9 protein-coding genes are annotated in these 15,259 nt (G+C 31.3%); 6 read left to right on the forward strand and 3 right to left on the reverse strand.

Translation table 11 applies throughout. From position 1 onward, the window contains the following. Positions 1–87: 87 nt before the first annotated feature. From F0000_RS00455 to F0000_RS00475, 5 genes are all read left to right on the forward strand, one after another. On the forward strand, positions 88–1,305 hold the full coding sequence (locus F0000_RS00455; RefSeq protein ID WP_149622721.1) for a hybrid sensor histidine kinase/response regulator: 1,218 nt from the start codon (positions 88–90) through the stop codon (positions 1,303–1,305). A 75-nt stretch (positions 1,306–1,380) separates the two neighbouring features. Further along, on the forward strand, positions 1,381–1,797 hold the full coding sequence (locus F0000_RS00460; RefSeq protein ID WP_149622722.1) for a response regulator: 417 nt from the start codon (positions 1,381–1,383) through the stop codon (positions 1,795–1,797). 827 nt (positions 1,798–2,624) lie between these two features. After that, complete coding sequence (locus F0000_RS00465; RefSeq protein ID WP_149622723.1) at positions 2,625–4,526, forward strand: CocE/NonD family hydrolase; 1,902 nt, start codon at positions 2,625–2,627, stop codon at positions 4,524–4,526. A 53-nt stretch (positions 4,527–4,579) separates the two neighbouring features. Next, positions 4,580–6,430, forward strand: a complete 1,851-nt coding sequence (locus tag F0000_RS00470) for a DUF885 family protein (RefSeq protein ID WP_149622724.1) — start codon at positions 4,580–4,582, stop codon at positions 6,428–6,430. Between the two features lie 170 nt (positions 6,431–6,600). Beyond that, complete coding sequence (locus F0000_RS00475) at positions 6,601–6,861, forward strand: T9SS type A sorting domain-containing protein (protein ID WP_149622725.1); 261 nt, start codon at positions 6,601–6,603, stop codon at positions 6,859–6,861. 221 nt (positions 6,862–7,082) lie between these two features. On the opposite strand, the gene F0000_RS00480 is transcribed toward F0000_RS00475, so the two are convergent. Further along, entirely contained in the window at positions 7,083–8,702 is a 1,620-nt protein-coding gene (locus F0000_RS00480; RefSeq protein WP_149622726.1) for an SMP-30/gluconolactonase/LRE family protein, read from the reverse strand. A 424-nt stretch (positions 8,703–9,126) separates the two neighbouring features. On the opposite strand from F0000_RS00480, the gene F0000_RS00485 reads away from it, so the two are divergent. Further along, positions 9,127–11,103, forward strand: a complete 1,977-nt coding sequence (locus F0000_RS00485; RefSeq protein ID WP_149622727.1) for a HAMP domain-containing sensor histidine kinase — start codon at positions 9,127–9,129, stop codon at positions 11,101–11,103. Between the two features lie 352 nt (positions 11,104–11,455). Here the strand turns inward: F0000_RS00485 and F0000_RS00490 are convergent, their stop codons facing one another. Together F0000_RS00490 and F0000_RS00495 are read right to left on the reverse strand one after the other, a co-directional pair. Then, on the reverse strand, positions 11,456–12,751 hold the full coding sequence (locus tag F0000_RS00490; protein WP_149622728.1) for an HlyD family secretion protein: 1,296 nt from the start codon (positions 12,749–12,751) through the stop codon (positions 11,456–11,458). Positions 12,752–12,905: 154 nt separating this feature from the next. Next, positions 12,906–15,113: a peptidase domain-containing ABC transporter gene (locus F0000_RS00495; RefSeq protein WP_149622729.1), complete on the reverse strand. Its 2,208-nt coding sequence runs from the start codon at positions 15,111–15,113 to the stop codon at positions 12,906–12,908. Positions 15,114–15,259: the final 146 nt, after the last annotated feature.

Here is a 15,259-nt window from a genome sequence, read left to right on the forward strand (position 1 = left end):
TGCATAAAGAATTGCAATGCTTTTATTGAAATAATCACTTGAGAATCATTGATAAAAAGATAACGATTTATAGAAAAAATATAAATTATGGAGGAAGTAGATAAAGAAAACCTTCCAAAAATATTAATTATAGATAGTGATGATGAGCATTTAGAATCACTAAAAAAAATACTATCAAAACTAAAGGTATCTATTTATGAAATAAACTCTGGGGATAAAGCATTTTCATTATTATTAAGACATGAATTCATACTTATTTTATTGGATGTAAAAATGCTTGGGATGGATGCACAGGAAATAGCACAGTTAATACTTGATAATAAAAAAAATAACCATATTCCTGTTATTTGTATGACGACAAATAATAAAGATGAATCTCAAATCAATCAAGGATATAATTTAAGCGCTATTGATTGCTTGTCCAAACCAATTAATAAAGATATTCTTTTAAGTAAGGTAGAAATCTTTTTACATTGTTTTAATAAAGAGAAAAAGGGAGAAAAAGAAAAAATACAAGAAGAGTTAGTGAATCAATTAGAAGAAAAAAACAGAGAATTACAAAAATCACAATTAGCAGCATTAAATATGATGGAAGATGCTAATGAAGCAAGAGCTGCATTGGTAAAACTTCAGGCAAAAGAGCTGGAGCAATTTGCTTATACTGCAACTCATGATCTAAAAACGCCTATTAATAATATAGAAAGCTACTTAACCTTCCTGAAAAAAGATACTACGATAAACTCAGAAAAATCACTAATAGCTATAGAATGGATAGACAAGTCTGTAGATCATTGTAAAAAATTAATACAAAATCTGGTGACTGTTGTAAAAATTAAGGAAGAATCAAGTTTTGATATTTCCAGTATTGATGTGGGAAGTATATTAAAAACGGTATTGGGTCTTCTTCAATCAGAAATCAAACAAAGCAAAGCACGTATCAATGTAGATTTTAAAAGATGTCCTAAGATACGATATTCAGTTCCACATTTAGAGAGCTTATTGCTTAACTTATTGAGTAACGCTATTAAATACAGATCTTCTAACAGAGCATTAGAAATTAATATTTCTACGGTTAATGAGGATGGGTATAGTCTTCTCTCTGTTCAGGATAATGGTATTGGAATAAATGTAAATAGGGATAGAGAAAAGGTTTTTGGACTTTTTAAACGTGCCCACAAAGATACAGACGGAACTGGAATGGGGATCTATATAGTTAATGAAACATTAAAAAAGTTTGGAGGAAAAATAGAATTGAAAAGTGAAGTAGATAAGGGAGCTACTTTCATGGTTTATTTCAAACATTAAAATATTGATCTCAGAAAATGCTTGATGGTTTTACTACAGAGGAGCAAGTTTTACTAACGATTAAAGGAATAATACATGAAAAAATTAAATCAAATATTATTGATTGATGACAATAAAGCAACTAGTTACTTCAATAGGATTATTATAGAAGAAATGAGTATTTGCGAGAAAGTGAATATATCTTGTGATGGTGAAGAAGGGATAGAATATATAACAAGCAAAGAAGACTCGTTCAAACAAGAATTAATATACCCTTGTCCAGATCTTATATTGTTAGATATTAATATGCATGGGATGAATGGGTTTGATTTTCTGCAAGCTTATCAAAACCTTGAACCAGAACAAAGAGGAGATAGTGTTATTATAGTGCTTACATCTTCTCAGTTAGAAAAAGAAAAAAAGAAAATTGCATCCTATAAAGATGTAAAAGAATTTGTAAATAAACCACTTACAGAAGAAGTTCTTCTCGCACTTATCAAAAAATATTTTTAAGATTTTTCTAACGGTTTTTTTAAGCTTCAAAAATTAGGTCAATAGTAACCAGAACTACAGTTTTTTTATGATGAAGAAGATATTTTTATGGCGAATTGAAAAAAGTTTAAACCACTTTAATTAAAAAAACAGTTGAATTTTACAATACACTATTATTGATTGAAAAGTCAATATTTCATAACGAATTACAACGAAATTGTCTGAATTATTAATAATTGATCTCAACTTTTCAAGAATGTCAAATAGTTGATTTTAGGATGAGTTCTATTAGTAATATTGAACAATAAGATGGTTATTGATTATAGAAAACAAATTAACATGATGATATCTAAAAATGATATCAAAACACAGGTTTTAAATTCTATTAGGTTACAAGAATTCATTTTGATTAAGATTTAAATGCTCCGAGGCTTGCCTCGAGGTAGTTTATACGATTTATAACTAAAAATTTCGCATATTCATCGTTTTTTTTTCCTTTCTACTTCGTTTAAAAAATAAACCGTAGCTATAGCTATGCTTGATTTTTTTGCCTTGCATAAAGAAAAAATAATTCAATGAATTTATACGAATTTTTTAATCACAAATCGTATTACTCTTTTTTAGAACAACAAAGTAGGGTAAAGGACTATTTTTAACTATTTGATTTTGGAGCGTATAATTAGAGAATACAAAATGATCTTAACTTTTGAAACACTAGAATGATGTAGATTAAAAAACCATCATTTTATGAATAAATAAACTATTCTTAAATCTGTTAAAATCTCCTTAAAAAGACATAGGTCACAATTCCATTTTTTTATCTTCAGCAGCAAACTAAACGTACTCCAATGAAATACCCAACCTTTTTTAAATTATTTCTCTTTTCTGCCGTACTTCTTTTTCTGTCTTGTACGAAGACCACAAATACGGATACTAAAACAAAACTGCAAGAAAAAATAAAAAAAGAAGAAGTTAAAGATAAATACGATGTAAAAGAAAATTATACAAAGAAAGAAGTAGATATCGTGATGCGTGATGGAACTAAACTTCATACAACGATTTATTCGCCAAAAGATACAAGTAAAAAATACCCTATCTTGATGCAAAGAACCCCCTATAGCTCCAAACCCTATGGTGAAGGACAGTTTAGAACTAAGATCGGCCCTAATAGTTTTTTGATGAAAGAAGGAAATATTATCGTTTATCAGGATGTTAGAGGGCGATGGATGAGTGAAGGGGTGTATGATAATATGCGGCCTTATATACCCAACAAAAAGGGAAAAGAATTTGACGAAGCAAGTGATACCTATGATACTATAGAATGGTTGACAAAAAATGTAGATAATACTAATGGAAAAGTAGGTATATGGGGGATTTCTTACCCTGGTTTTTATGCCACATATTCATTATTAGATGCACATCCCGCACTAAAAGCGGTTTCTCCCCAAGCCTGTATTGGAGACTTTTTCTTTGATGATTTTCATCATAATGGAGCTTATCTTCTAAGTTATTGGAGAGTAACAGCACTTTTTGGGCATGAAAAAACAGAACCAACCTCAGAGGCCTGGTATAAATTTGCAGATTTGCCAACTAAAGATCAATATCAATTCTTTCTGGATGCTGGTCCTCTAAGTAATCTGGATACATATTATAAAAAAGATAATGTATTCTGGACACAACTAAAAGAACATCCTAATTATGATGATTTTTGGAAAAAAAGGGGTATTATTCAACATTTAAAAGATATTAAACCTGCGGTTATGGTTGTAGGTGGTCTATTTGATGCAGAAGATTTATATGGTCCTTTTGAGACATATGAAAAAATCGAAAACAACAGTAAAAACTATAATATTATGGTTTTTGGCCCCTGGAGTCATGGGGATTGGGCTAGAGATAAAAAGCGTCAGGCTATAGGAAATGTATATTTTGGAGATGATATATCACATAATTTTCAGAAGAACGTAGAAGCTAAATTTTTCAACCATTTTCTAAAAGGAGAAGGAGATGAAAATACTGATCTTTCTGAAATTCAGATCTTTGACACAGGAAAGAAAGAATGGAATTCATATGACAGTTGGCCACCCAAAAATATAGAAAAGAAAACATTTTATTTATCAGAGAATGCTTTGACAGATACTCCGGGAACCAGAGCTTTAGCGTTTGTAAGCGATCCCAAAAAACCTGTACCATACTCCGAAGATATCAAAATGGTTTTTACGCCCAGAAAATATATGACAGATGACCAGCGGTTTGCTGCGCGAAGAACGGATGTACTGGTCTATGAAACCCCCGTGCTTACCAATAATATGACCCTTTCTGGTGAAATTTTGGCTACCCTAAAAGTGGCAACTACAGGAACAGATGCCGACTGGATAGTAAAGCTTATTGATGTCTATCCACCCGATACAGAAGATATAAAAGAGACCCAAGAATACTTAAAAATGTCTAATTACCATATGATGGTTAGGAGTGAAGTATTAAGAGGGAGGTTTAGAAATGATTTTAGCAAACCAGAAGCATTTATAGCCAATCAAAAGACAGAAGTATCGATAAAACTACAAGATGTTCATCATACATTTTTAAAAGGTCATAAGATTCAGATTCAGGTACAAAGTACTTGGTTTCCTCTTATAGATCTTAATCCTCAGACGTTTGTCCCTAACATATTCAAAGCAAAGGCAGAAGATTTTAAGAAACAAACGCATACCGTATTTCCTGATTCAGCTATAGAAGTTTCTGTTCTAAAATAATATGGGATTCACCATCAATTAATTAACTTTTTTAACCTTATTAGCCAGAAAAAATGAACCGTATAAAATTCAGCCTATTTCATTTTTCTTTTTTTTTGATAATCTTTAGCTGCAAGCAGGAAAACAAACAAATCGAAGTCGCGATTTCTGAAGAAGAAGAAATACAGAAAAATTCAAAAAAGTTGAATGATTGGTTTGATATTCAATTTCAGGAAAAAATAGATAACTCTCCAATAAGACAAACATTTTTGGGGCTAAAAACAGAGGATTATGGTAAGTGGGATGATATTTCTTCTAAAAAGAAAGCGCTTGATTTAGAGAAAGCTAAGAACCAACTTGCCTATCTAAATGATTCAGTCGATGTTGCAAAAATAGATAAGACTACATTGCTGAGTTATAAGATTATGAAACAAGATTTGAAAGACGAAATTGCAGATTATCGGTATAGATTTTATGATTATCCCGTGAATCAGATGGACGGAATGCAAGCTCAAATTCCTGCATTTCTGATGAATATGCATAGCATAGAAAATAAGAGCGATGCCTATGCTTATATTTCCAGACTTAAGAATATAAAAAAGTTATTCAGGCAATTGGTGGATAATCTTAAGATAAGAGAAAAAAATGGCATTATACCGCCCAAATTTGTTTTTACAAAGGTACTTAGTGATTGCCAAAATCTGATCACAGGTAAACCCTTTGATGTATCATCTAATAAAGAGAATGTCTTACTAAAAGATTTTAAAAATAAAGTTTCAAAACTGAATCTTTCGGATGAAGAAAGCAATACGTTAATTTCTAATGCAGAAATAGCTTTATTAGAAAGCGTTAAACCTGCATATACTCGTTTGATAAAAATGCTAGAAGATCAACAAAATCGTGCAACTGTTGATAATGGAGTCTGGAAATTTCCAAAAGGTGCTGCTTTTTATACAAATGCATTGAAACGTAGTACAACGACTAATATGACTGCAGAAGAAATACATCAGTTAGGATTAGATGAGGTGGCCAGAATTCATAAAGACATGAAAGATATAATAATAGAGGTTGAGTATGATGGTACCCTGCAAGATTTTTTTAAATTTATGAGGGACGATGAGCAGTTTTATTATGACAATGATTCAACTGGTAGAGAAGCTTATCTCAAAAAAGCTGATAGCCTGATGGATACAATGAAATCAAAATTAGACCAGCTTTTTATTACCCAACCCAAAGTAGATATAGTTGTAAAAGCGGTAGAGACATTTAGAGAAAAAAGTGCAGGTAAGGCATTTTATCAAAGAGGGACTGAAGATGGATCGAGACCAGGGACTTACTATATAAATTTATATGATATGAAAACAATGCCTAAATATCAGATGGAAGCATTAGCATATCACGAAGGTATTCCGGGGCATCATATGCAGAGATCAATTGCACAGGAATTAGATGATATTCCCAGATTCAGAAAATTTGGAAGTTATACCTCTTATACAGAAGGTTGGGGATTGTATTCAGAATTATTACCTAAAGAAATAGGGATGTATAAAGATCCGTACTCTGATTTTGGGAGATTGGCAAAGGAATTATGGAGAGCATGCCGATTAGTTGTAGATACGGGAATTCATGTCAAAAAATGGACAAGAGAACAAGGAATTAAATATTATGTAGACAATACTCCTAATGTAGAAAGTGATGCGATTAAGATGGTAGAACGACATATTGTAGCACCTGGCCAGGCAACGGCATACAAAATTGGGATGAATGAAATATTGAAACTAAGGAAATTAGCTAAATTAAAATTGGGGGATGCATTTGATATTAGAGAGTTTCACGAAGTTGTACTCACGAATGGAGCAGTTCCTCTTACAATTTTAGAAGACTTAATATTCGAGTGGATAGAGAGCAAAAGTTCAAAATTATAAATGATTGTATCAATCCAAAGGTTATAGATTGTAAGAAAAAATGTAGTTATATTTCTACAATAAAAAATACTGCCGGAATTACGGTATTGTCGAAATCTGCCAGTCAATTTGATAATCCAATGGATCAAATGAGGTATGGTATTCCTGACTTTAGGAGTATTTTTTAGGTTTTGGGAACTGAAGATGAAGATACCGTTATTGAGAACTTTAAGCTGTTTCCCAATCCCGTAGAAGATCTATTGAACGTTGATGTGTTAGAAAAACAAACTATAACTGCGACTATTTTTTCGCTAGAAGTTAAAAAAATATTGACAAAAAAAGTTTTAACTGGTAGCGACGCTATTTCTTTATCAAGACTGAGCTCGGGTTTATATATATTAGAGTTAGAAACTGGAAATAAAAGTTACAAAACAAAAATTGTCAAGCAATAAGTAATCTTGTATTTGCGATCAACACTAGATAGTAGCCGTTATTGATACTTTTATTTTGTAGTATGAAACAAACAGAAATAATTTTAACAGGTAATTTTATACGAGATGGTATTAGTCTCAAAGGAGAAATAATATACCAGGTAAATCGTAAAATATATTTTACAATCTACCTAGTATAATTTTTTTAAAGCTGTATGATTACGACTAGGTTAAAAAACAGCTTATTTTTTAAATATTTTAGAAAGACTACTGATGCCTTTAGGAGTATAAATTTTAACAAAATACATGCCTGTATGTAATGATTCTAAATTTTTTACTTGATTATTAGTGTTACTAATTATTCCGGATAGGATGGATCTTCCGTTCATATCAATAATTGTATAGTTTGATATTTCATTTTTATGAAGCCCTTTTACAGTAAAAAAAGTATTAAAAGGATTCGGTGTTACTGTAGTAGATTCGCCAGCACCTGCACTATCGATTCCTTTGTTTCCAGAACCGTTATTAGCATTAGATAAACTAAAACGATCTAAATTCCATTCCCAGTTATTAGGATTAGTTCCAGCTCCTAATAGCCTAATAGTATGTTGACCTCTTGTTAAGAATACTTTATTAGAAGCATTCAAAGAAACAAAATTATCCCAACTACCATTGTTTACTACATTGTCTTTTATAGCGGGGGCACCATCAATAAGCATCTCAACAGCAGTATTATTCATAGGTGTAGCTATGTAATAGGTTACTTCATAATTACTATCTTGTGGAATAGAAATTGTATATTCTGCCCAATCACCAGTTTGATTAAAATTAGTGCCACCTATTCCATTGGCTGTAGTATATCGATTTACACCTTGAAATGTCCCTCCTGTACGTCCAAATGATTCTGCTTCTATACCAATAGTGACTGTAGTAGTAGGTGGCGTTACGATAATTTCAGGTAAATCAAACGGATGTTGAACCCCTGTTGCATTTAAACCGGTAACTCTATATAAGTTTTTACCCGCAGTTACAAAAAGAATGTCTTTGTTGATCCCACCAAAAGTACAATTTGTAGTGTTTTCGGGAAATAAAATTGTATTAATAGGAGCTTGCTGGGATCCATCAAAAATTTGCAATGTACGCTTAGCGGTAACATAAAGTTTACCACTAGTGTCTACAGCCATACCATCAGCTCCAGTGTTTTCTGAATTATCAGGAAGCTCACCATAGTTAATTCTGTCGCTTAGGGCTCCACTCGTCTGATCAATAGTATATCTAAAAATATATTTGCTAAATGTATTATTTACATATAAAAAACGACCATCAGGAGAAATGATTACTCCGTTAGGTTTTCCACCTGCAAAATTATCTTGCACATTTATGATACCAGCGCTATTTCTGTAGTATAGCCTATTTTGTGGTTGTGACGAACTTTCAAAATCAGGATCTGTAAAATAGAAACCTCCGTTTTTATCTATGCATAGATCATTGGGCCCATTAAAACGTAGTCCGTTAAATTGATCTACAAGTGTTTCTATGATAGTTCCATTTACATTCCTTCTAGTTATTTTTCCCGAACCACCTTCGCAAACTAATAAGTTTAAATTTTCATTAAACATCAAACCATTAGGTCGATTGGTATTTGTAAATGCATCTGAAAAAGTACCAGCGCTCAAGCTGTAAGCTAGAACCTTGCTTGCTGGAATATCCGAAAAATAAATAATATCACTACCATCCCAGACTGGTCCTTCTAGAAACTCAAATTGATCATTGCTTAATTTTTCTGGAGTTTGAGCAGCTATTTTAAATACTGTTAACCCTAACATAAGAGCTAACAAGCGTTGTTTAAAAAAAGTTTTCATTGTAGTTTGTGTTTTATTTAGTTAAAGAGTTTTGTTAGTATTTAAATATAAAGTAAATATTTATATCTAAAAAACTACAATATAACGTAAGTCTGATACAGTTATTGAGAGTACTATGAATTATATTGGTTATTAATAATTATAAGGCATGATATGTAGCTTTTATAGGTTTTATAATATATAGAATTGTTGTTGCTGATGTTGTGTATATGGTTAGTAGTTAGGTGTTTAGTTATGTGTGTTGATATAGTAGTTTCTGCTTTTGAATATTATTTTAGTAATGATAATGTCAATACGTACTTATTTTATGGTTAAACCTTGTTTTTATGTAAGAATAAGATTACAATAATGAATATTTAATATATTTTTGTGTATTTTGCGGGAATAAATAGTATTTTATCTGCTATTTTCGAAAATAAATTGTATGAAAAATTATTTTTTAATTTATGCCCTACTATTACTGGTGAATACCTATTGTATTTCGCAGGAAGCTACCCTGGATAACATTTTGTCAAGAATTGAGAAACTTTCAGATTCTGTAATATTCGAAAAAGGAAAATCAAAAATTAGAGATTTGGTCGCCCAAAAAGAGTATGATACAGCGTTATTGTATGCGAATAAATTTTTAGAGGTTTCTAAGCATATTCGTTATAATAAAGGTGTTGGACAAATGTATAATCAGCTTGGTATTATTCATAATTCAAATAACCAGCTTATCAAATCTTTACGAAACTATAAAATGGCAGAAATTTATTATAAGAGAGCCAATTATATCAAAGGTCTTGCAATTGTTAACAATAGTAAAGCAAATATAGAGCAACAAAGAGGAAATCTTGAAAAAGGAGCAAATTATTTACTAAAAGCTACTATTTATTATGAAGAGATTAAAGATAGTATAGGATTGTCTAATATCTATAATAATCTAGGAAACATTTATGCGGGACTCAAGGATATCGAACTCGGGAAAAAATATTATCATAAGTCTATTCTTATTAAGAAAAAAAAGAAATTAAAAAACATCAGCATTATGATGAACAATCTGGCATTATTGTTTATCGACAATAAAAAAGTAGATAGTGCAAAGACCTTATTGCAGGAATCCCTTGAAATTGGAAAAAAAGAAGAAAGCACACAAAGTATTGCTCAATCATATAGTATACTGGCTAAGGCTGCACTTTGTGAAAAAGAGTATACTAAGGCAAAAAAATACTATGATTCTGCGATGGTAGCTAGTGACAAAGCTAATTGGAAATCTCTTATTGTCAATACAAAGCAGCAATTGGGTTTGATAGCAATATATACCGAAGAATATCAAAAAGCTAATAATTTTTTAACTAGTGCTCGTCAAGAATTTGCAGGATTAGGATTGACTCCTTTATTGCTTAAAAATTATAAATTTTCTGCGATGTTAGACTCTGCCAGAGGTGATTTTTCGAGTGCATATGTCTGGCAAAAAAGATATCAGGAATTATCTGATCAGACCACATCTGATGCTACGGCGCAAAAAATTGAAAAGACAGAAGCTCGTTACAAAGCAGAGATGGAACAGCTTAAGCTTATTGATGAACAAGAAAAGAGAGAACAACAAACTATAGAAGAATTGTTTAGATATAGAGTGCTAACCTATGTTAGTCTGGGAATCCTTTTCATTATTCTAATATTTTTAATACTCATTATTAGAACAAAAAGAGAACGGAAGAGATATATAAAGGAGCTTAACGAATCAAACCGGGTTAAAAACAAATTATTCTCTATTATATCTCACGATCTTAAAAACGAAATACATGGATTGGAGGGTAGTCTAAATTTAATGAAAGAAGATATTATCTCTACTGATGAGTTTAGAGAAATTGTACCCTTACTGGCAAATAAAACACAACAAACCTCAATCTTACTTAACAACTTATTGAATTGGTCAAAGTCACAAATGAACGAATTGAATGCTAAGCCTACTAATTTTGATATTTCTGAGGTAATTTGTGATAAGTTTACATTTTTTAGAGCTAAAGCCGAGCAGAAAGACATAAAGCTTATTAATAATCTGGATACAACAATGATATTTGCCGACAAAGATATGTTTGCAATTGTCGCTCAGAATCTAATAGCAAATGCCATTAAGTTCTGCAATCCCGGGGATACAATATCGCTAATTTCTAAGGAAAAAACAGAGAGTTATGAAATCTGTTTTGAGGATACAGGTATTGGTATTCATCCTGATCATATTGGTAAATTATTTGCTGAAGATACCTTTACAACTGACGGTACACATCACGAAACGGGAACAGGACTTGGTCTTAGAATTTGTAAAGAACTAATAGAACTCAACCAAGGTAATATTAAAGTGCGAAGTAAACCTGGAGAAGGAAGTTCTTTTTGCATATCATTGCCAAAAGCAGCTTAATAATATATTGTTTATTAAAAGATACTGTCGTTTCCGGTCTTAAAATATTCAAATAAAAAGGAGGTATATTTATTAGCTACTGCTACTTTTTATTTGCGAATTAACACAATTCAATGTTCAGATGATATTTTCTGCTAAAATGATTTCTTTTGATTCCATATTTCGAAATGAAATACACCAATAACACTACTATTTCTGAATTTTCTTTATCACCTGAATCAAAAATAATTCAATTCAGTTGACAGTCATATCCTGAGAACTCGTATAAAAACGATAAAGAACAAATTTTAATAGATGATTTTAAGCCAGAAATCATTTAAGAGAACGCTTTTGTTATATTATTTTAGAAAGGTTACTTGTCGAGTAAACTCCTGAATTGATAAAAGAAACGCTCGATGAGCCTGAGATCTTCGGTAATAATTTCTACACGACCTCTCATTTCTTGTTGAAACGGAATTTCTTTATTATAAGTAGTGTTTAATACTTTGGGTAACTGTACATCTATAAGATACAGTCCATCCTTATCCGGAATCATAGAAATATAATTTACAGTTCCCTGAAGCATACCAAACTCATCATCAGGAAAATTCTCTAGCTTAATATTTGCTTTTTGCCCAATTTTTATTTTTCCAGAATTCTGAGTAGGTGCCTTAATTTTGGCAACATAAGAAGAAGCTTCTTCAATAGGGATTACAATAAAAACAATATCTCCGGCAGTAACGTTCTCATTCTCATAACGATAATTCGAAAAAGAAACACGTCCTTTTATGTCTGATTGTAGTAAGAATTTTAGTTCCCAGTCTTTTATACTTTTTCTAAGTTGATCAAATGATTGTATCACGTTGTTACGCAGGCTTATTTCTTCTCTTTGCTGATTAAACTCAGTTCCTTTTGATGTGTTTTTTGCTGCAGCAATGTTCTCTGCTATTCGGGATAACTGAACATCATTATTTTTATAAGACTTTTTGAATTGTATGTATTCCAATTCTTTACGTTCAAACTCTTGCTGTGAGATCACCCCTTTTTCAAAAAGACCTTGTTGTCGATCAAATTCTTTTTTCTTAAACTCTAATTCGCTTTTAGCAATTCTTTTTTGTGTGCGGAGACTTTCTTGTCTTCTATATAATTCAGTGAGAGATATCTGATTTGCTAAATTTTCATCAGAGTAAGGTCTGTATTCGTTATTTAGGGTATATTCTATATAACTATTCTCAAAAGTTGCATAATCCGCTTGTATATCCCCCAGGGATAGCATGGGCATTTGATCAAAAGGAAAAGCGATGGATCTATTATTGATAGTAATAGTATCCATAATTCGTTTAAGGATAAAAACATCTTGATAATTTGCTGTATTTCTGAGAATAGCGAGCGGAGTTCCTTCTGGAACTGTATCGCCTTCTTTGACCAGTATTGCCTGAATTTTTTCACTTACATTTGCCAATTCTTTTTGTAATGGAGCTTTTGTAGTAACAATAGCTTCTGCGGCGATAACATCTGGATATTTTATAAGCCAGGAAAGAAGTAATAGCATCACTATTAATACTAATATTAATAGATTTCCCCATCGGATCATCCAGTGTGGAACTCTGGTCAGTATTTCCTGAACCTCTTCACTTCTTAATTGTATGTCATCTAAGTTCTCTGGCATATTTTTAAACGAATTGAGAATTAAAAACTATAAATTTTTGATGATTTTCTTTTTTAAAATTGATTTTATACGCTTTAGTATATCACAAACCCATATCTGTAAGTTAGCACTATAGCTTTATTTTTAATTTTGCATATTGATATCGAATTCATATTTATTTACCAAGTTCTAATTGATTTTTAACTAAGTTATAATAACTTCCTTTTTCTTTTATCAAAGACTTGTGATCACCGATTTCTATAATTTTTCCTTTGTCTAATACTACAATTTGGTGCGCATTTTTTACAGTACTAAGTCGATGAGCAATAACCATTACAGTTTTGTTTGTAAAAAAAGTATCAAGTTTTTCCATAATTACTTTTTCATTATTGGCATCTAGCGCAGAAGTAGCTTCGTCAAAGAATAAAAATTTTGGATTTTTGTATACAGCGCGCGCAATAAACAATCGTTGTTTCTGACCTGTACTAAGCCCAACACCCTCCATACCAATTTTTGTATTATAAGAGAGTGGGAGAGACTCTACAAATTCTTTTATATTAGCGACATCCACGGCGTGTGCTAGTTTCTTTTTATCTAGATAATCTTCACCCACTGCGATATTATTGGCAATAGTATCATTAAAAATATAACCTTCCTGCATCACTACACCAAATTGATCTCTCCAGGCTTTCTGAGAAACATTTTTTAAATCGTGAGAACCAATAAATATTTGACCTTCATTAGGTTCATAAAATTTTAATAGCAGCTTCATTAGCGTGGTTTTTCCACTTCCGCTGACACCTACCACGGCAGTAATCTTATTCGCCGGAATAGTAAGGTTAAGGTTTTCTAATACAGGTTTATCAGATCCAACATACCTAAAATTTAAGTTTTTGATATCAAAACCAGAATTTTCGGTAATCTCACGTATTTTTTCATCTCCTGATTTTTCCTCATCATCCTTATTATGAATCTCACCAAGGCGTTCTAAGGATATTTGTGCATCTTGTAGTTCTCTAAGAAAATTAATTAATTGAGAAATAGGAGCATTTAACTGCCCGACAATAGAGGTAATGGCCAACATCATCCCCAGTGTGATACTACCTTCTATTACCAATATTGCGGATAATATAGTAATCAATATGTTTTTAAGCTCATTTATAAAAGCAGAACCTACATTTTGATATTGTTCTAATGCAAGGTTTTCTATAGATATTTTGAATAATTTTGCCTGTACAAACTCCCAATTCCATCTTTTTCTTTTTTCAGCATTATGGAGTTTTATTTCTTGCATACCATTTACTAATTCAATTACCTTACTTTGTTCTTCACTGATTTGAGAAAATCGTTTGTAGTCCAATTTTTTACGTTTTTTGAAGAAAATTAAAATCCAGGCAAAGTAAAAGGCACTACCAATGGCAAAAACAATAAAAATGGAGAAACTATAGTAAATAAGTACAATGCTAAAGACAATCAGATTTACCATCGAGAAAAGAACACTGAGGGAAGACATCGTCAGTATTTGTTCTATTCGCTTATGATCATTAATACGTTGTAATAAATCTCCGGTCATCTTTACATCAAAATAGGAGATTGGTAAATTCATTAATTTTATAAAGAAATCTGATATTAAAGAGATATTGATCCTCGTACTAAGGTGTAATAAAATCCAACTTCTCAAAACATCTATTAATGTTCGCCCTATAAATAGAGAAAGCTGTGCGATTAAAACTAAATACACAAAATTGATATCTTCATTCTTGATACCTACATCTACAATACTTTGTGTAAGAAAAGGAGTGATAAGCTGTAATAAACTACCCGCCGTTAATCCCAGTATAAGCTGAAAAATAAATTTTTTGTATTTAAAAAGATACTTAGAGATAAATTTAAATCCAAATTCTTTGTCTTTTTCATCGTTGCTATCATCGCTATAAAACTTTGGGGTAGGTTCTACTAATAAAGCAATTCCTTCTTCAGTAGACTCATCTGCATTATTACCAATCCAGGCTTTTATGAATTCTTTTTTGGTATAGGTAATTAAACCGTGAGCAGGATCTGATACATAGATGGTCATATCACCTTTTCTAGAAGATTTAATTTGATAAACAACCACGTAGTGTACTTTGTTCCAGTGAACAATGCAAGGTAAAGGAACTTCTTTTAATTGATTTAAAGATAATTTGACACCCAAAGAGCGAAAACCAATACTTTCTACTGCTTCACTTAAGCCTAATAAGGAGCTTCCTTCTCTGGTAGTTTCACTTAATCCTCTGAGTTTTTCTGTATTTAAGACTTTGCCATAATGCTTAGAAATTATTTTAATACATGTAGGTCCGCAATCTTTGGACTCAGCTTGTTTGTAAAAAGGAAATTTAGGCATTAAGAGTTCTAATTTTGTGTAATGAGATATAGTACAAATTAAAGTAATTCTTTTTGATTATACTACTCATAGCTAATATAGGGATATGACTTTTTTTAATACGATATAATTTGTAATCAAAAATAAATTTTTTAGACTCATCTCTT

The sequence above is a fragment of the Aquimarina sp. RZ0 genome (genome assembly GCF_008370685.1).
In the GTDB taxonomy this organism is placed as follows: Bacteria; Bacteroidota; Bacteroidia; order Flavobacteriales; family Flavobacteriaceae; genus Aquimarina.